General features: G+C 69.4%; 16 protein-coding genes and 1 pseudogene. 14 read left to right on the forward strand and 3 right to left on the reverse strand.

Features of this window, described 5'->3' with window-relative positions:
• Positions 1-7: 7 nt before the first annotated feature.
• Positions 8-697 (reverse strand): LuxR C-terminal-related transcriptional regulator, encoded by a 690-nt coding sequence (locus tag QE399_RS09255; RefSeq protein ID WP_405043411.1) that lies wholly within the window; start codon positions 695-697, stop codon positions 8-10.
• A gap of 341 nt (positions 698-1,038) precedes the next feature.
• On the opposite strand from QE399_RS09255, the gene QE399_RS09260 reads away from it, so the two are divergent.
• The 3 genes from QE399_RS09260 to QE399_RS09270 all read left to right on the forward strand — a co-directional run bounded on the left by QE399_RS09260 (position 1,039) and on the right by QE399_RS09270 (position 4,913).
• Complete coding sequence (locus tag QE399_RS09260; RefSeq protein WP_309828175.1) at positions 1,039-2,034, forward strand: hypothetical protein; 996 nt, start codon at positions 1,039-1,041, stop codon at positions 2,032-2,034.
• Between the two features lie 228 nt (positions 2,035-2,262).
• Complete coding sequence (locus QE399_RS09265; protein WP_309828177.1) at positions 2,263-2,940, forward strand: HAD family hydrolase; 678 nt, start codon at positions 2,263-2,265, stop codon at positions 2,938-2,940.
• 413 nt (positions 2,941-3,353) lie between these two features.
• Entirely contained in the window at positions 3,354-4,913 is a 1,560-nt protein-coding gene (locus QE399_RS09270) for a histidine-type phosphatase (RefSeq protein WP_309828179.1), read from the forward strand.
• 258 nt (positions 4,914-5,171) lie between these two features.
• Here the strand turns inward: QE399_RS09270 and QE399_RS09275 are convergent, their stop codons facing one another.
• Entirely contained in the window at positions 5,172-5,864 is a 693-nt protein-coding gene (locus tag QE399_RS09275) for a glutathione S-transferase family protein (RefSeq protein ID WP_309828181.1), read from the reverse strand.
• A 51-nt stretch (positions 5,865-5,915) separates the two neighbouring features.
• Complete coding sequence (locus QE399_RS09280) at positions 5,916-6,968, reverse strand: AraC family transcriptional regulator (protein WP_309828183.1); 1,053 nt, start codon at positions 6,966-6,968, stop codon at positions 5,916-5,918.
• A 154-nt stretch (positions 6,969-7,122) separates the two neighbouring features.
• Between QE399_RS09280 and QE399_RS09285 the strand changes: the two are divergent.
• The 11 genes and pseudogenes from QE399_RS09285 to QE399_RS09335 all read left to right on the forward strand — a co-directional run bounded on the left by QE399_RS09285 (position 7,123) and on the right by QE399_RS09335 (position 20,061).
• A pseudogene (locus QE399_RS09285) lies at positions 7,123-8,861 on the forward strand (AMP-binding protein).
• A 26-nt stretch (positions 8,862-8,887) separates the two neighbouring features.
• On the forward strand, positions 8,888-10,492 hold the full coding sequence (locus QE399_RS09290; RefSeq protein ID WP_309828185.1) for a carboxyl transferase domain-containing protein: 1,605 nt from the start codon (positions 8,888-8,890) through the stop codon (positions 10,490-10,492).
• 182 nt (positions 10,493-10,674) lie between these two features.
• Positions 10,675-11,463 carry an enoyl-CoA hydratase/isomerase family protein gene (locus QE399_RS09295; RefSeq protein WP_309828187.1) on the forward strand — a complete coding sequence of 263 codons (789 nt, stop codon included), beginning with the start codon at positions 10,675-10,677 and terminating at the stop codon, positions 11,461-11,463.
• 49 nt (positions 11,464-11,512) lie between these two features.
• Positions 11,513-12,232, forward strand: a complete 720-nt coding sequence (locus tag QE399_RS09300) for a DUF4126 domain-containing protein (protein WP_309828189.1) — start codon at positions 11,513-11,515, stop codon at positions 12,230-12,232.
• 1 nt (position 12,233) lies between these two features.
• Complete coding sequence (locus tag QE399_RS09305) at positions 12,234-14,258, forward strand: ATP-binding protein (protein WP_309828191.1); 2,025 nt, start codon at positions 12,234-12,236, stop codon at positions 14,256-14,258.
• A gap of 35 nt (positions 14,259-14,293) precedes the next feature.
• Positions 14,294-15,214, forward strand: a complete 921-nt coding sequence (locus QE399_RS09310) for a 2-hydroxyacid dehydrogenase (RefSeq protein WP_309828192.1) — start codon at positions 14,294-14,296, stop codon at positions 15,212-15,214.
• Between the two features lie 78 nt (positions 15,215-15,292).
• Complete coding sequence (locus QE399_RS09315) at positions 15,293-16,204, forward strand: hydroxymethylglutaryl-CoA lyase (protein WP_309828193.1); 912 nt, start codon at positions 15,293-15,295, stop codon at positions 16,202-16,204.
• 154 nt (positions 16,205-16,358) lie between these two features.
• A complete protein-coding gene (locus QE399_RS09320; RefSeq protein WP_309828195.1) occupies positions 16,359-16,862 on the forward strand; it encodes a YbaK/EbsC family protein in 504 nt (167 codons plus the stop codon).
• Positions 16,863-16,868: 6 nt separating this feature from the next.
• Positions 16,869-17,126, forward strand: a complete 258-nt coding sequence (locus QE399_RS09325; RefSeq protein WP_309828197.1) for a DUF1289 domain-containing protein — start codon at positions 16,869-16,871, stop codon at positions 17,124-17,126.
• A gap of 192 nt (positions 17,127-17,318) precedes the next feature.
• Positions 17,319-17,969 (forward strand): DsbA family protein, encoded by a 651-nt coding sequence (locus tag QE399_RS09330; protein ID WP_309828199.1) that lies wholly within the window; start codon positions 17,319-17,321, stop codon positions 17,967-17,969.
• Positions 17,970-18,402: 433 nt separating this feature from the next.
• A complete protein-coding gene (locus tag QE399_RS09335) occupies positions 18,403-20,061 on the forward strand; it encodes an MFS transporter (protein ID WP_309828201.1) in 1,659 nt (552 codons plus the stop codon).
• The last annotated feature ends 177 nt before the right edge of the window (positions 20,062-20,238 follow it).

Genomic DNA, 20,238 nt, shown 5'->3' on the forward strand with positions numbered 1-20,238 from the left:
CGCCGTCTCAATAGAGCGGCGGAATCTCCAGCCGCACGCCGCGCAGCTTGGTGATGGCCTCCACGCGGTTGCGCACCTCGAGCTTGCCCAGGATGGCCGTCACGTGTTCCTTGACGGTGTGCTCCGAGACATTCAGCGCCTTGGCGATGTGGCGGTTGGGCTGGCCGTCGAGGATGAAGGCCAGGATCTGGCCCTGGCGGGCCGTGAGCCCGAGATCGCTGGGGTGCAGGGGCACCTCTCGCGACAGCGGCGCGGCCGACGTGTCGGGCAGCGGCGCATCGAACCATGTGCCGCCGGCCAGCACGGCGTCGACGGCCGCGGTGAAGACCTCGGGGTCCTGCTGTTTATGGAGAAAGCCGTGTGCGCCACTGCTGCGCACCTTGGTCACGATGGCCCCGTGGCTGTCGCCGCTCACCATGAGCACGCGCACGCCGGGTGCCAGGGCCTGCATGTCGCGCACGAAATGGGTCGTGGCCCCGTCGGCCAGCCAGAAGTCCACCAAGGCGAGGGCCGGCGTGCCGCGCCGCGCGATGGTGTGCAAGGCCTCCTGCGCCGTCCCCACACAGATTGCATCCGATAGTTGCTTATGTAACCGCAGGAATTCGGTCATCCCGCGCGCCACCAGCGGATGGTCGTCCACGACCAGGGCGTAACGCACGCTGTGCGGATCGGGGAAATCAGAGGGGTTCAAGGGCAATCCTGTCGCGAGGGGGCTGTCGAGTGCCCCTCAGGGGGCCGTTGGCGGGCGCGCCGCCTGCGGCGTTGCGTCTGCCGCATGGAGTAACCACGACCCCACCAAGGAGGGGTGGGCGTGGGGTCGGGAGGTCACAAGAATGTACCTCAGCCGTGGGATGGGTGGCCGGGTTCGGCCCCCGCTGCGCAGCCCTTTCCGTGGCTCTAACGCCACAGGCGGCCTCCCTTATTTTTTCTCTTCCCGCCGGCCTCTCGGGGCCTGGCTTTCGTATCAGTCTCAGCATGAATTTCACCCGGACCACGACCAGAACCACAGACATCAGCCGCCGCACGGCGGCCGCAGCCATGCTCGCCTTGTTGGCGGCTTGCGGAGGCGGCGGGGGCGGGAGCGATGCGCCCCCCGCGCCCGGCGGTGGGGATGGTGGCGGCGGTGGTGGTACCGACCCGGGCACTCCCGCCCCTCCCACCACGCCCACCCCTCCTACCACGCCCTCGGTGGTGACGGGCCAGTACCGGCTGCTGCCCGCGGCCACGGACTTCGCGGGTGCACTCGCCGCCATGAACGCGCAGGGTGCGGAAGGCTTTGCATTCCTTTCCGCCATGGGGCCCTCGGGCGCGCCGGGTGCGTTCGGGGACTTCTACGTGTCCGACACGGCGCACACCGGTGTACGGCTGGAGTACGCCACCCAGCCCAATGCGGCTTCTGCCGATGCGGCGCTGGCGCAGATGAACGCACAGGGCACCCACGGCTTCCAGTACAAGTCCGGCGTGTCCTACGGTTCGGTGTCCGACCTGCGCTCGCTGTATGTGAAGGACGCCTCGCGCAGCAACACCTACTCCTACGAGCGCCAGCCGGCCACGGGCGCCGTCGACCGTGCCGCTTTCGACGCGCAACTGAACGCGCAGGGTGCGCGCGGCTACCGCTTCGTCGGCCCGCTGGCGGTGGGCAACGAGTTCTTCTCGCTGTACGTGAAGGACGCCTCGGCCACCACCTATTCCTACACCCTGCGCGATGCCGGTGCCGCCAACGGCGCGGCGCTGCAGCAGCAGCTGAGCGAGCTGGGCGCACAGGGCTTCATGTACCAGGGGGCCCTGGTGGTGCAGGGCAGCACCGTCGTGATGTTCGAGAAGAGCTCGGCGCAGAACGGCCCGCTGGAGTACCAGGTCGAGGAAAGCAACCAAAGCTCGCTGGACCAGATGCTCGCCCGCTTGAACGAGCGTGCCGCGCAGGGGTTCTTCTTCTTCAGTGATGTGGTCGCTGGCGACGGCAAGATCTACACCATCTCGGTGAAGAACGCCGTGGCGCTGCGGCATCCGTTGGCAGGGATCACGTTCCCCTGACAGAACGCGTTTTCAGGACAGGCATTGGGGCGCCCTCGGGCGCCCTTTTTTTGCGCGCGGAGCGGCGGGCGGGCCTGGGGCCAGGCGCGCGAGGCGGGGCGCCGCAGGGATCGGGTAGATTCGGAGGCCCTGCCGCCGCAGGTCCCGTACTGCGTGGACCGGCCTGCTTCTTCGTCGGGCCCAGCTACCGCGCCTCGTCCTTCTCCTCCCATGAAAGAGTGCCTCCCCATGCCTTCCTTTGACGCGGTTCTGTTCGATTGCGATGGCGTGCTCGTGGACAGCGAGCCGCTCACCAACGGCGTGCTGCGCGACATGCTGGACGAGATGGGCTGGCGCATGACACCCGAGGAATGCATGCGCCAGTTCGTGGGCAAGGCCGTGCGCGACGAGCGCGCGGCCATCGAGCACCACACGGGCCGGCCGCTCACCGAGGACTGGATGGCGGCGTTCTACGCGCGGCGCAACGTGGCGCTGGAGCAGCACCTGGTGGCCATTGCCGGCGCCGTGGATGCGGTGGCTGCTGTGCACGCGCGGCTGCAGGGCCGCATCGCCTGCGCGTCGGGCGCCGACCGCTTCAAGGTCGAGATGCAGCTGGCCAAGGTGGGCCTGATGCCGTACTTCGAGGGCCGGGTCTTCAGCGGACACGAAATGCCCCGCAGCAAGCCCGCGCCCGATGTGTACCTGGCCGCCGCGGCAGCACTGGGCATCGACCCGGCGCGCTGCCTGGTGGTGGAGGACACCGTGACGGGCGTCACCGCCGGCGTGGCGGCAGGCGCGAAGGTGGTGGGCTACAGCCCGTCGCCCATCGGCCACGGCTCGCCCGAGGCCCTGCGCGCCGCCGGGGCGCACCATGTGATGAGCGACATGGGCGAGCTGCCGGGGCTGCTGGACCGGCCCGCCGCCTGAGCCTGCTGCCGGGGCCTGCCAGTGAGTCCGGCGCGGGCTGTCCGCTGGATACAAGCCTTTCAGGCTGCTGGCGCCCACCCAGCAAGCGCATGCCGCTATTGATTTTGAAGTGATGCCTGCCAGGGCGGGGCAGGGCCTGGGCCTGGGCGCGGCAGATCGCATGGCGCCACCCCGTGCGTTGTGCATGGGGCCACCGGGGCTGCACGCGGTGGGCATCCACCCCGTCGGGCCGTGGCGGAAGGCGAGGCGATGGCGCCTTGAACGGCGGCGAGGCGGTGGACGGCGAACGCCCCGCAGCGCTCCTTGGATCCAATGGCTGCTGCCCGCCACAGGGCGGTTACGGCGGTCATGCACCGGTCATGGTCCGTCGATAGGCTGCCGGCACCTGTTCCTCGCGTTCGCCGCGCCTCCCCATGCCTGCTTCTTCCTTTCGCCTGACCCTTTCCCTCGCGGCCACCGCGCTGTGCCTTGCAGCGTGTGGCGGAGGAGGCGGCGACGGCGACCCGGCCCCGGCGGTTGCCGCGGGCGACTACGCCACCAAGACCGCCTACCAGCCCCGCCAGCCGCTCGGCAGCTACGAGCCGCCGCCCGCGGGCTTCGCCAAGGTGTATACCGAGCTGGTGGCCCGCCACGGCAGCCGCGGCCTGTCGGCGATGAAGTACGACGACGCCGTGCTGAACCTGTGGACGCGCGCCCAGGCCGATGGCGCGCTGACGCCGCTGGGCCGCCAGATGGGCGCCGATGTCGAGAGGATCATGCGCGCCAACTTCCTGCTGGGCTGGGGCGTGGCGGGCATCGGCACGCCGGGCTACGGCAACCTCACCCAGGTGGGCATCGCCGAGCACCGGGGCCTGGCCGCGCGCCTGGCGCAGCGCGATCCCGAGCTGTTCGCCGGCGACACCTTTCAGGGCCGGCCGCGGCAGGTGCAGGTGATGCACTCGGGGCAGGACCGGGCAGTGGACAGCGCGCAGTTCTTCGCCGCTTCCCTGGCCGAGAACGCACCGGCCATGGCCGCCGCCGCCCTACCGCCGGCGGTGGTCGACCGCTACCAGCTGTACTTCCACAAGCTCTCGGCCGCCACCGATGCGGTGGCCGATGGCAATGCCACGCACACGGCTGTGCTGGCCGCCAGCCAGGCCTACCAGCGCTATGCCGCGGCCACGGACGCGGCGGGCTTCGGCGCCGAGGCCGCGGCCAAGGTGGCCGCCGCCCGGGCCACGCCCGAGGCCCGCGCCGCCGCGCGCGCCGTGCTGGAGCGTCTCTTCACGCCGGCCTTCGTGGACAAAGTGGAGGCGGGCACCTACACCTTCTCCAATAACAGCACGCGCACCTACACCAGCGCCGACGGCCGCTTCACCAACACGCTCAAGGGCGACGGGAAGACCCGTATCCAGGGCACCGTGGATGCCGCAGCGCTGATCTACGAGCTCTACATCATCGCTCCGGCCCTGCGCGCCGAGGCGGGTGTGGACTTCGACGCCTACATGCCGCTGGCGCAGGCCCACGTCTTCGCCTACCTCCAGGACATCGACGATTTTTACGGCAAGGGGCCGGCGGCCACCGAATACGCGGGCGTCACCACCGCCATCGCCGACGGCCTGCTCCAGGACTTCTTCGGCGAGGCCGAGCGCATCGCACAGGGGCAGCTCGATCGCGTGGCGCGCCTGCGCTTCAGCCATGCCGAGGTGCTGATCCCGTTCATCGCGCGGCTCGGGCTGGCGGCAGGCTCCACCCCCGTGCCGCGCGCGCAGACCTTCACCTACGCCAGCAACCCCTGGCGCGGCGCCACCGTCTCACCCATGGCCACCAATGTGCAATGGGTCGTGGTGCGCAACGGCGCGGGCACGGTGCTGGTGAAGATGCTGTTCGACGAGCAGGAGGCGGACTTCCCCGCGGCCTGCGACGGCGCCCGCTACGCCGGCAGCGCGCACTACTATGAACTGCGCGGGCTGGAGGCGTGCTACCGGCTCTGACCCGCCGGGTGCGCGGCAGCCGCGCCAGGGATGGAGGGGGGCCCAGGTGCCGGGGGTGAGCCGCGCGCCGTGCGCGTGAGCCTGCGCCCTGGGGCCGTATCCGGCGGCCGGCGGGCCCGGGCCGCGCGCGTTCCACGCAGACCTGCCCATGCAGGGCAGAGCGGCCTGCGGCTGCATCGATTTGAATGAAATCGGCCTCTAGCGCTTATACAGCAAGCGCAGTACGCTATAAATAATATAGCTATTCGCCGTGCCCCATCACGGCTGCGTATCGGGCGACGGTACGCACGACACGCCCTGCGCCAGGGCGGCCGTCCGCTGCGCGGCCAGCGCACGCTGGTAGCCGGGCCGCTCCTGCAGGCGCTGCCAGTAGGCGCGTGTGGCGTCGCCCCACTGGTCGGCCAGGTCCAGGTGCGTGGCCAGCAGCAGCGCGTAGCCCACCGACACATCCGCGGCGGTGAATCGGTCACCGCACAGCCACGGCCCGGTGGCCACGGCGGCCTCCACCGCGCGCAGCCGCGCCAGGAACCAGCGCGTGTAATCGGTCACCACCTGGGGCTGCAGGCGCTCGGGCGTCTCGAAGCGGCCGTAGCGCAGCAGCAGGGTCTGGGGAAAGGTGAGCGTGGCCTCGCCCATGTGCAACCAGTTCAGATAGGCGCCGTAGGCCGGGTCGCCGGGCGCCACGTCCAGGCCCGCGGCCGGATGCAGTGCGGCCAGGTACTGGCAGATGGCCGCCGACTCGGTCATCCGCACGGCATGGCTGCTGCCTTCGGCGCCGCCGCCGTGCACCAGCAGCGGCACGGTGCCCAGCGGGTTCTCCTGCAGGTAGCTGCGGGCCAGCGCGCGGGGCGGAAAGGGCAGCATGTGCAGGCGGTAGGGCAGCTGCAGTTCTTCCAGCGCCCACAGCGGGCGGAACGAGCGTGCGCTCATGCAGTGGTACAGATCGATCATAGGGCCAGCATAGGCAGCGGCCGGCGCAAATGCTGCCACCGAAGGCGCACATCACGACGGCATGCGCGAGGCGCGGCGGAACTCCGCCGGCGCGCTGCCCGTCCAGCCGCGGAAGGCGCGGATGAAGCTCTTCTCGTTCACGAAGCCCGCCGCCTGGGCCACCTGCTTGATGGGCCGGTCGGTGCGCTGCAGCAGCTCCACCGCGCGGGCGCGGCGCACCTCGTCCTTGAGCGCCTGCAGCGAGGCGCCTTCTTCCTTGAGCTGCCGGTGCAGCGTGCGGGCCGACAGGTGCAGGCGCTCGGCCAGCGCCTCGGCGCTGTGCGGGGCCGACGGATCGGCCGCCAGCGCCTGCCGCACGCGCTGCACCAGCAGCCGGTCGCGCCGGTACTGCAGCACGGTGAGCGGCAGCGCGCGCTGCAGCATCACGCGCAGGGCCGACTCGTCGCGCGTGAGGGGCAGGGCGAGGTAGCGCGCATCGAAGGCAATGGCTGCGGCCGGCGCGTGGAACTGCGCGGGCCCGGGAAACATCACCCCGTAGGCATCGGCATGGGCGGGCGGCGCGTACGGAAACTCCGCGCTCTGCAGCGGCAGGCGCGAGTCGATGAACCAGCAGGCCACGCCGTGCAGGTTGCGCAGCACCGAGACGATGCAGAACTCGCGCAGCGTGCCCAGGTCGCGCCGCTCGGTGAGGGTGACGCGGGCGGTGTCGCCCTCCACGGCCAGCTGCAGCAGGATGTCGTCGGTCAGCAGCGCGTGGTGCCGGCACCAGCGTGCCAGCGCCACGCCCAGCGTGGGCGAGCTGATGGAGGCGCGGGCCAGCATGCCGTAGCTGCCCCAGGGCAGCCGGCGCGAGAACCAGCCCAGCGCCTCATCGTCCAGCTCGCGCATCGCGCCATCCGACAGCGCCTCCATCTGCCAGGCGGTGATGCGGGCGCCGGCCCCGCCTTGCCACTGGCTTGGCGCGATTTGTGCCCGCTGCAGCACGCGCGCCGGGTCCATGCCGCGCTGCCGGTAGGCCTGAACGATGGCGGCCACAAAGGCGCCGGGCGTGGCGGCTACGGCCAGGGGCGGGAGATCACGGGCGGCGGAAGCGGGAACGGCCATGCCGCCGAGTGTGTCGGCCCGTGGCACAAATTGCAACCGGCCTGGCTTCATCTGGGCGGGGCGCGGGCGTATGCTGTGGCAAAGACCGACGTCCCGGGCCTTCCGCGGGGCGCGGCTGCGTGGCTTGCCGCGCGGCCAGACCAGGAGACACGACATGCACGCTTCTCTCGCACCCGCAACCGCCGCAGGATTGCCGGGCCTGAGCTATGGCCGCGGCGACACGGCCACGCCGCTGATCGAACAGACCCTTGGCGCCTTCTTTGCCGACCAGGTGCGCCAGGGCCCGGACCGGCTGGCGCTGGTCAGCGCACACCAGGGCCTGAGTTACACCTACCGCGAACTGCATGCCGAAGTGCGCCGCCTCGCCAGCGCCTTGCTAGACCTGGGGCTGGCCCCGGGCGACCGCGTGGGCATCTGGTCGCACAACAACGCCGAGTGGGTGCTGATGCAGTTCGCCACCGCCGAGGTCGGTCTGGTGCTGGTCAACATCAACCCAGCCTACCGCACGGCCGAGGTGGAGTACGCGCTGAACAAGGTCGGCTGCCAGGCGCTGGTGACCATGGCCCGCTTCAAGACCAGCGACTACCTGGGCATGCTGCGCGAACTGGCGCCCGAGCTGGCCGGCAGCGCGCCGGGCCAGCTGCAGGCCGCGCGCCTGCCTGCGCTGAGGACGGTGGTGTGGATCGACGAAGCCGGGCAGGGCGCCGACGAGCCGGGCCTGCTGCGCTTCTCGGACCTGATCGCCCGCGGCAATGCGCAGGACGCGCGCATCGATGCGATAGCCGCCACGCTGAAGAACACCGACCCGATCAATATCCAGTTCACCAGCGGCACGACGGGCTTTCCGAAGGGCGCCACGCTCACGCACCGCAACATCCTGAACAACGGCTTCTTCATCGGCGAGTGCATGCGGCTCACCCCCGAGGACCGGCTGTGCATTCCCGTGCCGCTGTACCACTGCTTCGGCATGGTGCTGGGCAACCTGGCCTGCATCACCCATGGCGCCGCCATCGTCTACCCCAGCGACGGCTTCGACCCGCTGAAGGTGCTGGAGACCGTGCAGGCCGAACGTTGCACCGGCCTGCACGGCGTGCCCACCATGTTCATCGCCGAGCTGGACCATCCGCGCTTTGCCGAGTTCGACCTGTCCACCCTGCGCACCGGCATCATGGCCGGCTCGCCGTGCCCGATCGAGGTGATGAAGCGCGTGGTGCGTGACATGCATCTGTCCGAGATCACCATCGCCTACGGCATGACGGAGACCAGCCCGGTGAGCTGCCAGAGCAGCGCGGACACCCCGCTGGAAAAGCGCGTGGCCACCGTGGGCACTGTGCAGCCGCACCTGGAGGTGAAGATCATCCACGCGGAGACGGGCGAGGTCGTTCCCACCGGCACCTCGGGCGAGCTGTGCACGCGCGGCTATTCCGTCATGCACGGCTACTGGGGCGACGAAACCAAGACCCGCGAGGCCATCGACGCCGAGGGCTGGATGCACACCGGCGACCTGGCCACCATGGATGCCGAGGGCTACGTGAACATCGTCGGCCGCATCAAGGACATGGTGATCCGCGGCGGCGAGAACGTGTACCCGCGCGCGAGATCGAAGAGTTCCTCTACCGCCACCCGCAGGTGCAGGACGTGCAGGTGGTGGGCGTGCCCGACGCGCGCTACGGCGAGGAGCTGTGCGCCTGGGTCATCGCCAAGCCCGGTACCCAGCCCACCGAGGACGACATCCGCGCCTTCTGCAAGGGGCAGATCGCGCACTACAAGGTGCCCAGGTACATCCGCTTCGTGGCCGAGTTCCCGATGACCGTGACCGGCAAGATCCAGAAATTCAAGATCCGCGACGCCATGAAAGACCAGCTCGGCCTGCAAGAGAACCAGACCGCCTGAACCGGACAACGCTCTCCTTTCACACCATGATCCTCGAATCCCAACTCAATCCCCGCTCGGCGGAGTTCCTGGCCAACGCCGCTGCCATGCGCAGCGTGGTCGATGACCTGCGTGCCCACATCGAGCGTGTCGCCCAGGGCGGCGGCGAGGTCGCGCGCGCCAAGCACGTGGCCCGCGGCAAGCTGCTGCCGCGCGAGCGCGTCGCCCTGCTGCTGGACCCGGGCACGCCCTTCCTGGAGTTGGCGCCCCTGGCCGCGCTCAACATGTACAACAACGACGCGCCGGGCGCGGGCCTGATCGCCGGCATCGGCCGCGTGGCGGGCACCGACTGCATGATCGTGTGCAACGACGCTACGGTGAAGGGCGGTACCTACTACCCCCTCACGGTGAAGAAGCACCTGCGTGCGCAGGAGGTGGCCGAGCAGAACCACCTGCCGTGCATCTACCTGGTGGATTCCGGTGGCGCCAACCTGCCCAACCAGGACGAGGTCTTCCCCGACCGCGACCACTTCGGCCGCATCTTCTTCAACCAGGCGAACATGAGCGCGCAGGGCATCGGCCAGATCGCCGTGGTCATGGGCTCGTGCACGGCCGGCGGCGCCTATGTGCCGGCCATGAGCGACGAGTCCATCATCGTCAAGAACCAGGGCACCATCTTCCTGGGCGGCCCGCCGCTGGTGAAGGCCGCCACGGGCGAGGTGGTCAGCGCCGAAGACCTCGGCGGCGGCGATGTGCACACCCGCCTGTCCGGCGTGGTGGATCACCTGGCGCAGAACGACCTGCATGCGCTGCAGCTGGCCCGCAATGCAGTGCGCAATTTGAATAAAAACAAGGCTCCAGCGACTGCGGATCAAGCGCCGGTAGCTCCTAAATATGGAGCAGAGGATCTGTACGGCGTGATCCCCTCCGACACGCGCAAGCCCTTCGACGTGCGCGAGATCATCGCGCGCATCGTCGACGGCAGCGAGTTCGACGAGTTCAAGGCGCGCTACGGCACCACGCTGGTCACGGGCTTCGCGCGCATCGAAGGCATGGCCGTGGGCATCATCGCCAACAACGGCATCCTGTTCAGCGAATCGGCCCTGAAGGGGGCGCACTTCATCGAGCTGTGCTGCCAGCGCAAGATCCCGCTGGTCTTCCTGCAGAACATCACCGGCTTCATGGTGGGCCGCAAGTACGAGAACGAAGGCATCGCGCGCAACGGCGCCAAGATGGTCACGGCCGTGGCCACCGCGAGTGTTCCGAAGTTCACCATCATCATCGGCGGCAGCTTCGGCGCGGGCAACTACGGCATGTGCGGCCGGGCCTATTCGCCCCGCTTCCTCTGGATGTGGCCCAACGCGCGGATCAGCGTCATGGGCGGCGAGCAGGCCGCCAGCGTGCTGGCCACCGTCAAGCGCGACGGCATCGAAGCCAAGGGCGGCCAGTGGAGCGCGGAGGAAGAGGACGCCTTCAAGGCCCCCATCCGCCGCCAGTACGAGGACCAGGGCCACCCGTACTACGCCACCGCGCGCCTGTGGGACGACGGCGTGATCGACCCCGCCGACACGCGCCGCGTGCTGGCGCTGGGGCTGTCGGCCACGCGCAATGCGCCCATCGGCGACACCAAGTTCGGCGTCTTCCGGATGTGACGATGAGCCACCCCCTGAGTCGCTTCGCGCCCTCCCCCTCTCTCGCCTCGCCTCGCTGCGCGAAGCGGGAGGGGGACACCCCCAGCGCGGCGGGGCGGCCCTTGCGCGGGGGCTGCTGGCCTGGGCCACGCCAGTGTCGAGGGCTGTGCGCTGTGCCATGAATCAACTGTGAGAGAAAAGCCATGAGTTCACCCCATCTCACCATCACCCAGAGCGGCGCGGTCGCGCGCATCACGCTCACGCAGCCCGAGATCCGCAACGCGTTCAGCGACGAGGTCATCGCCGAGATCACGGCCGCCTTCCTCGACGTGGGCGCGCGCGCCGATGTGCGCGCCGTGGTGCTGGCGGCCGAGGGCACCGCCTTCTGCGCCGGCGCCAACCTGAACTGGATGCGGCGCATGGCCGATTACACGCGGGACGAGAACGTGCAGGACGCCGGCAAGCTGGCCGCAATGCTGCGCGTGATCTACGAATGTCCCAAGCCGACGATCGCCCGCGTGCAGGGCGACGTGTACGCCGGCGGCATGGGCCTGGTGGCGGCCTGCGACATGGCCGTGGCGGTGGAGTCGGCGGGCTTCTGCCTTTCGGAGGTGAAGCTGGGGCTGATTCCGGCCACCATCGGGCCGTATGTCGCCCGTGCCATGGGCGCACGCGCCGCGCACCGCTACTTCCTCACGGGCGAGCGTTTCAGTGCGGCCGAGGCGCTGCGCATCGGCTTCGTGCACGAGGTGGTCGATTTCGAACTGCTGGACGAGACCGTCGACGCCTGGACGCGCACCCTGTCGGCCAACGGCCCTGCGGCCGTGGCGGCCTGCAAGCGCCTGGTGCAGCAGGTGGCCGGGCGCGACATCGACGCGCCGCTGATCGCCGCGACCGTGGAGGCGATCGCCGACATCCGCGCGAGCGACGAAGGCCGGGAGGGCGTGCAGTCCTTCCTGAACAAGCGCAAGCCTTCGTGGCTGCTGCCATGACCCTGCCGCCGCGCCGCTGCCGCGCTCTGCGCCACCATGGATAGCCCGCATGGAAGCCCTCTGGTCCGACGTCGTCCAATGGCTGCACGCGCTGGGGCTGCATCTGGACGCCGGCACGGCCGCGGCCGTGTCGGACGGCGCGGCGCATGCGACGGCATCGCTGGACCTGCCCGCGCTGATGGCGCTGGCCGCCGCGCTTGGCTGGGCCAGCGGCTTCCGGTTGTATGCCGTGGTGTTCCTCGTGGGGCTGATGGGCGCGGCCGGCTGGCTGCCGTTGCCACCGGGCCTGGCGCTGCTGCAGCACCCGCTGGTGCTGGGTGCGGCCGGATTGATGCTGGTGGTGGAGTTCTTCGCCGACAAGGTGCCCTGGCTGGACAGCGCCTGGGATGCCGCGCACGCCTTCATCCGTGTGCCGGCGGGCGCGTTGCTGGCGGCGGGCGTCTTCGGGGCCGATGCGGGGGCGATGGCCGTCGTTGCGGGGCTTCTGGGCGGATCGCTCTCGGCCACGGCGCTAGCCACCAAGATGACCACGCGGGCGGCGGCCAACACCTCGCCCGAGCCGTTCTCCAACTGGGGCTTGTCCTTCTTCGAAGACGGCCTGGTGGTCGCCGTGGTGTGGCTGGCCACGCAGCACCCGGTGCTGTTCGGCGTGGCCCTGGCGGTGATGCTGGTGCTGTCGGTGCTGGTGCTGGTCGTGCTTTTCAAGTTCCTGCGCGCCGTGCTGCGGCGCGTGTCTTCTCTTTTCTCTGGTTCAGCCAAGGTGGCGTGACATGTTCAAGAAAATACTGATTGCGAATCGTGGCGAGATCGCCTGCCGGGTGGCTGCCACCGCGCGCCGCATGGGCGTGCAGACCGTGGCCGTGTATTCCGACGCGGACGCCGGCGCCAAGCACGTCGCGGCCTGCGATGAGGCCGTGCACATCGGCGGCAGCGCGCCCAAGGACAGCTACCTGCGCTGGGAGCGCATCCTGGAGGCGGCCCGTGCCACCGGCGCCCAGGCCATCCATCCCGGCTACGGTTTCCTGTCGGAGAACGAAGACTTCGCCCAGGCGTGTGCCGATGCCGGTGTGGTCTTCATCGGCCCGCCTCCGTCCGCCATCAAGGACATGGGGCTCAAGGCCGAGTCCAAGCAGCTCATGGAAAAGGCCGGCGTGCCCCTGGTGCCCGGCTACCACGGCGCCGACCAGGACCCGGCGCTGCTGCAGCGCGAGGCCGACCGCATCGGCTACCCGGTGCTCATCAAGGCCAGCGCGGGCGGCGGCGGCAAGGGCATGCGGGCGGTGGAGCGCTCCGAAGATTTCGCGGCGGCGCTGGCCTCGTGCCAGCGCGAGGCCATCAACAGCTTCGGCGACGATGCCGTGCTGGTCGAGAAGTACGTGCAGCGCCCGCGCCACATCGAGATCCAGGTGTTCGGCGACACGCACGGCAACTGCGTCTACCTGTTCGAGCGCGACTGCTCCGTGCAGCGCCGCCACCAGAAGGTGCTGGAGGAAGCCCCGGCGCCCGGCATGACGGCCGAGCTGCGCGCCCGCATGGGCGAGGCGGCGGTGGCAGCAGCTCGGGCCGTGAACTATGTGGGCGCGGGCACGGTGGAGTTCATCGTCGAGCAGCCCGGCGGCTACGAGCGGCCGGAGGACATGAAATTCTTCTTCATGGAGATGAATACCCGCCTGCAGGTGGAGCACCCGGTGACGGAAGCCATCACCGGCCAAGACCTGGTGGAGTGGCAACTGCGTGTGGCCAGCGGCGAGCCGCTGCCCTGCCTGCAGGACCAACTCCGTATCACCGGCCATGCCATCGAGGCGCGCATCTGCGCCGAGAACCCGGACAACAACTTCCTGCCGGCCACCGGCACGCTGCAGGTCTACCGCAAGCCGGCGTGCACCAGCTTCGAACGCGGCACGCCGCGCATCGACGACGGCGTGCGCGAGGGCGATGCCATCAGTCCGTTCTACGACTCCATGATCGCCAAGCTCATCGTGCACGGCGACACCCGCGAGCAGGCCCTGGCGCGCCTGGACGAGGCCCTGGCGCAGACGCACATCGTGGGCCTGGCCACCAACGTGCAGTTCCTGCGGCGCGTGGCCCGCAGCGGCGCCTTTGCGCAGGCGCAGCTGGACACGGCGCTGATCCAGCGCGAGCAGGACGTGCTGTTCCACCAGGAGCCAGTGGGCCTGCCACTGGCCGCGGCCGCCGCCGTGGCCCATACGCTGGCGCAGGAGCGCGCCACCGAGACCGCCGACCCCTTCAGCCGGCGCGATGGCTGGCTGTCGCTCGGCGTGCAGCGCCGGCCGTTCGCGTTCGAGTTTGCCGGCGCGCAGTCGAAGGCCTGGCTGAGCTACCAGCCGCAGGGCGCTTTGGCGCTGGCGGTGGGCGAGGGCGACGCGCAGGTGAGCGGGCCGCTGTCCTTCGCGCCGGCGGGCGGAGACGGCGCCATCGATCTGCAGTTCGCCGGGCAGCGCACCCGCGCCACGGTGTATCCGCAGGGCGAGGCGCTGGAAATCTTCACGCCCCGCGGCGCCACGCGCATCGCGGCCATCGATCTGCTGGCCCATGCGGGCGACACGCAGGCCGAGGGCGGGCGCCTCACGGCCCCCATGCCCGGCAAGGTGGTCTCGTTCGCGGTCAAGGCGGGCGACACCGTCACCAAAGGCCAGCCGCTGGCCGTGATGGAGGCGATGAAGATGGAGCACACCATCGCCGCGCCGGCCGACGGTGTGGTGCAGGAGCTGCTCTACGCCCCCGGCGACCAGGTGACGGAGGGCGCCGAGTTGCTCAAGCTCTCGGCCGCCTGAGGGCACGGGTTTCCCGGGCGCGGTAGGCTTCACGCATGAACATCACCCTCTGCTGTACCGATACCAAGACCGAACCCTGGCTGGAGGGGCTGCGCGCGGCGCTGCCCCGTGCCTCCGTCACCGTGTGGCAGCCCGGCGCGCCCCAGGCCGATGTGGCCGTCGTGTGGGCGCCGCCGCAGCAGTTTCTGGACGAGCAGCCCGCCCTGCAGGCGATGTTCAACATCGGCGCGGGCGTGGACGCGCTGCTGCGCCTGCGCATTCCGGACGGCTGCCGCGTGGTGCGCATCGACGACGGCGGCATGGCCGTGCAGATGGCCGAGTACGTCTGCCATGCCGTCGTGCGGCACTTCCGCGAACTCGACGCCTACGAGGCCGACATGCGCGACGGCCGCTGGGGCTTTCGCAAGCCGCGCACGCGTTCGGATTTCACCGTCGGCGTGATGGGCCTGGGCGTGCTGGGCGAGCGCGTGGCGCGGGCGCTGGCGCACTTCGATTTTCCGGTGAACGGCTGGAGCCGCACGCCGAAGGCGCTGGAAGGCGTGCGCGGCTTTCACGGGCCGGACGCTTTCAACGACTTTCTGGCCGCCAGCCGGGTGCTGGTGAACCTTCTGCCGCTCACGCCCGAGACCGAAGGCATCATGAACCGCGGCACGCTCTCGCGCCTGCCCCGGGGCAGCTATGTGATCAACGTGGCGCGCGGCGCGCATCTGGTCGAGGAGGACCTGCTCGCGCTGGTGGACAGCGGCCATCTGGCGGGCGCCACGCTCGACGTGTTCCGCACCGAGCCGCTGCCGCCGGGCCACCCGTTCTGGAGCCACCCGAAGATCGTCGCCACGCCGCATACCTCGGCCCGCACGCTGCGCGAGGAGAGCATCGCCCAGATCGTGCGCAAGATCGGCCAGCTGGACCGCGGCGAGCCCGTGGCTGGCACGGTCGACCGGGCGCGCGGCTACTGATGAGACGCCGGCTCCAAAGGCGCAGCCGCAGGAGCCGGGCACCGACCCACCCCTGACATTCCCAAGAGAGACAACGCCATGGCCACCTACCCCCGCAAAGTCAAGATCATCGACGTCGGCCCGCGCGACGGGCTGCAGAACGAGAAATCGCCCGTGCCCGCCGAGATCAAGATCGGCCTGGTGCACCGGCTGCAGCAGGCGGGCCTGACGGAGATCGAGGTCACCAGCTACGTGAGCCCGAAATGGGTGCCGCAGATGGCCGACAACCACGAGGTGATGGCTGGCATCGAGCGCCAGCCGGGCGTGCGCTATTCGGTGCTGACGCCCAACCTGAAGGGCTTCGAGACGGCGGTGGCCGACCGGCCCGACGAGATCGTGGTCTTCGGCTCGGCCAGCGAGGCCTTCAGCCAGAAGAACATCAACTGCAGCATCGCCGAGAGCATCGAGCGCTTCGCTCCGGTGGTGGAGGCTGCGCGCGCCGCGGGCATCCACGTGCGCGGCGCCATGAGCTGCACCGTGGGCTGCCCGTACGAAGGCGAGATCGCCCCCGACCGCGTGGCCTACCTGGCGGGCCTGATGAAGGGCATCGGCGTGCAGCACATCGGCGTGGCCGACACCATCGGCGTGGGCACGCCCGTCAAGGTGCAGCGCGCCATCGAGGCCACGCTGCAGCATTACGGCGTCGACGACATCTCGGGCCATTTCCACGACACCTACGGGCAGGCGCTGGCCAACACGCTGGCGTCGCTGGAGATGGGCGTCTGGCAGTTCGACACCTCGGTGGCGGGTCTGGGCGGCTGCCCGTATGCCAAGGGAGCGACCGGCAACGTGGCGACCGAGGACGTGGTCTACATGCTGCAGGGCATGGGCATCGACACGGGCATCGACCTCGATAAGCTCATCGACGCCGGCGCCTACATCAGCGATTTCCTGGGGCGCAAGCCCAACTCGCGCGCCGCGACGGCCCTGCTGAACAAGCGCGCGGGCTGAGAGGCGGCACCCGGCTGTGCGCCTTGGCACGGCCGGGTGCCGTGTGGACGGACTCCAGCGTCAGCCGCTGTTTGGCCGGCGGCAGGGCAGGCAGCCAGGCCCTAAGATGTGCCCCTTCGCTCTCCCGAGACCCATTCCAGAGGACCGACAACCCATGTGTGGTGCCGAACTCCAAGCCCTTCCCGAGGGCGTGCAGCGCGTGGCTGCCGCCCTGCAGGCCAAGGGCCATCTCCATGCCCCGCGCATGCTCGACAACTCCGCCCGCACGGCCCAGGAAGCGGCCGACGCGCTGGGCATCGCCGTGGGGCAGATCGCCAAGAGCATCATCTTCCGCCGCAAGAGCGATGACGCCGCCGTGCTGGTCATCGCTTCCGGCGACCGGCGCGTGGACGAGAAGAAGGTGGACGCGCTGGTGGGCAAGACCGGCCGGGCCGATGCCGAGTTTGTCAAGGCCAAGACCGGCTTCACCATCGGCGGGGTGTCGCCCGTCGCGCATGCCACGCCACCCGTGACGCTGATCGACCGGGAGCTGTACCGCTTCGACGTGATCTGGGCCGCGGCCGGGCATCCGCACGGCGTGTTCGAACTGCGACCCCAGGATCTGGAAGCCCTCACGCACGCCCCCGTGGCCGACGTGGTGCTGCCGCCGGCCGTGTAGCCCCTGATGAGTACTATCGATTTAATAGCTGCTCGCGCAGATCAGGTAAGCGCGGAAGGCCATTTTGACTCTCAAAGTCTGGCGCCCGTGCCGTCCCCCTGCATTTCCGTCTGCCGCATGTCGCCTGACCGCAGCCACTGCATCGGCTGCTTCCGCACGCTCGACGAGATCCGCATGTGGTCGCGTGCTGACAGCGGACTGCGCCGCGTGATCTGGGCCGCCGCGCTCGGGCGGGCGGGCGTGGCGCTGCCCGGCGGTCACTGAGACCGGTGGGGCACGCGCCCCCATGGCGTACGGGCCATGGCCCCCGGCGGGGCGCCGTCCCGTGAGCACGACGGCTGGCAGGGTGCCCGGCCGCGGCCGTTATGCCCGGCGCGCGGCGCGGTCGTCCGGCCGGCCCGGGAACGAGCGAGGACGCGCGCCATACTCGGACGGTCGTTTCGCTGGGGACCCCGCATGAAGCAGATCACGTTCTACCTGGATTTCGTTTCCCCCTATGCCTGGCTGGCGTTCGAGCAGCTGCCCCAGGCGCTGGAGGGACTGAGCTACCACGTGCGCTACCGCCCGGTGCTGCTGGGCGCGCTGCTGCAGCACCACGGCAACCCCGGCCCGGCCAGCATTCCCCCGAAGCGCGAGTGGACCTACCGCCACGCCAGCTGGCTGGGGCATGCGCTGGGCTGCGGGCTCGACATGCCCGCCCAACACCCCTTCAATCCCTTGCCCCTGCTGCGCCTGGCGCTGGCCTGCAGCGACGACGGCAGCATCAACCGCTTCGTGGCGCACGCCGTGCTGCGGCACGTGTGGATCGGCGGGCAGGATGCGCTGGAAGCCTCGCGCCTTGAGGCGCTGCGCGCCCTCCTGGCGAACCAGCTGCGCCCCGACGCCGATGGTGCCGGTGCGGCCGCCAAGGCACTGCTGCGTGCCAACACCGACGAGGCGGCGGCCCGCGGCGTGTTCGGCGTGCCTGCCTGGGAATTGGACGGCCGCCTGTTCTGGGGCGTGGACGGCCTGCCCATGCTGCGCGCGTATCTGGCCGGCGACCCGTGGTTCGAGGGCCCCGCCTGGGACACCGCGCCCCGGGTGCCCGCCAGGCCAGCGAAGGCGTAGACCCGCCCGTGCGCGGGCTGCCCGCCGGGGTGGCTCAGCCTTGGTTTGATCTGCGCACAGCGCCAGCCGGACGGCCGCGCCACAGCGCCCTGGCCGCCGCACCGTGCGCCTGGAGCCACATCAAGCCATTCGTCAGGGTTTGTCCCGATCAGTGTTAACCCGGTGCATGGACGTCGGTGTTTACCCGGCGTCCCACACGGGCGTGGACGCGCCCGCGTGCCTAAGGAACTCTCTTATTCCGTATCAAGAAAACGCGGCTAGGGGTTGCTCCCGGGTTTGTCAGTTGGCCGTAAGAAGCACCGCCACAGGCCGTTCCGGCCCTGTCAGTTTTCGGTCAGACGGCGGCCGGATATTGCGCCGCAGGCACCACAGAGTGCTCCCGCATCCTGGCCTCCGAGGCAACTCGGCCAACCAACTCATGGAGACGAAAACCATGGCTACCAACGTCGCTCACCGGCCCATGTCGCCGGAAGAAAAGAAGGTGATCTTCGCGTCATCGCTCGGCACCGTGTTCGAGTGGTACGACTTCTATCTGTACGGCTCGCTCGCCGCCATCATCGCCAAGCAGTTCTTCAGCGGGCTGGACGCCGGCTCGGCGTTCATCTTCGCGCTGCTCGCCTTCGCCGCCGGCTTCATCGTGCGCCCCTTCGGCGCGCTGGTGTTCGGCCGCCTGGGGGACATGATCGGCCGCAAGTACACCTTCCTGGTCACCATCCTGATCATGGGCCTGTCCACGTTCATCGTGGGTATCCTGCCCACCTACGCCAGCATCGGCGTGGCCGCTCCGGTCATCCTGATCGTCCTGCGCATGCTGCAGGGCCTGGCGCTGGGCGGTGAGTACGGCGGTGCTGCCACCTACGTGGCCGAGCACGCGCCGCACGGCCGCCGCGGTGCCTACACCTCGTGGATCCAGACCACCGCCACGCTGGGCCTGTTCCTGTCGCTGCTGGTGATCCTGGGCACGCGGACCGTCATGGGCGAAGAGGCCTTCGGCGACTGGGGCTGGCGCATTCCGTTCCTGGTCTCCATCCTGCTGCTGGGAATCTCGGTGTGGATCCGCCTCTCGCTGTCGGAATCGCCCGCCTTCCAGAAGATGAAGGCCGAGGGCAAGACCTCCAAGGCGCCGCTGGCCGAATCGTTCGGCCAATGGAAGAACCTGAAGATCGTGATCCTGGCGCTGATCGGCCTGACCGCCGGCCAGGCCGTGGTCTGGTACACGGGCCAGTTCTACGCGCTGTTCTTCCTGACGCAGCAACTGAAGGTGGACGCCGTCACGGCCAACCTGCTGATCGCTGCCGCGCTGCTGATCGGCACGCCGTTCTTCATCGTGTTCGGCTCGCTGTCGGACCGCATCGGCCGCAAGCCGATCATCATGCTGGGCTGCATTCTGGCCGTGCTGACGTACTTCCCCGTCTTCAAGGCGCTGACGGAAGCCGCCAACCCGGACCTGGCTGCGGCGCAGGCCAAGAACAAGGTGGTGATCGTGGCGGACCCGGCCGAGTGCTCGTTCCAGTTCAACCCCACCGGTACGGCCAAGTTCACCAGCTCGTGCGACGTCGCCAAGCAAGTGCTGGCGGCCAACTCGGTGAGCTATGAGAACGAAGCCGCTCCCGCCGGCACCCCGGCCGTGATCAAGATCGGCCAGACCGTCATCCCCAGCTACACCAGCAAGGGCCTGCCTGCCGACGAGGCCAAGGCCAAGGACGCAGCGTTCAAGAAGTCGGTGGCCGACACGCTGAAGGCCGACGGCTACCCTGCCAAGGCCGATCCGGCCAAGATGAACAAGGTGATGATGGTCGTCATCCTGACCTACCTGGTTCTGCTGGTCACCATGGTGTACGGCCCGATCGCCGCGATGCTCGTGGAAATGTTCCCCACCCGCATCCGCTACACCTCCATGAGCCTGCCCTACCACATCGGCAATGGCTGGTTCGGTGGCCTGCTGCCGACCATGTCGTTCGCCATCGTGGCCCAGACCGGCAACATGTACAACGGCTTGTGGTACCCCATCATCATCGCGGGCGCCACCGCCATCATCGGCACGCTGTTCATCCGCGAGACGAAGGACGTGGATATCTACGCGAACGATTGAGTGCAGGGGATGCACTGAAAAAGGACGCCGCCGCACCTTGCTGGGGATTCCAGGCCAAAGTGTGGCGGCGGAGCATCACGAACGTTATCAAAACGACACAGAAGTCTGTTATTTCAATAGTTACACCTAGAATTTGTCCAGTAGATGCACAAGAGCCCAAGGTTCTTACAGAGGACT

Origin of the sequence: Paracidovorax wautersii (genome assembly GCF_031453675.1) — a bacterium.
Classification (GTDB): domain Bacteria; phylum Pseudomonadota; class Gammaproteobacteria; order Burkholderiales; family Burkholderiaceae_C; genus Paracidovorax.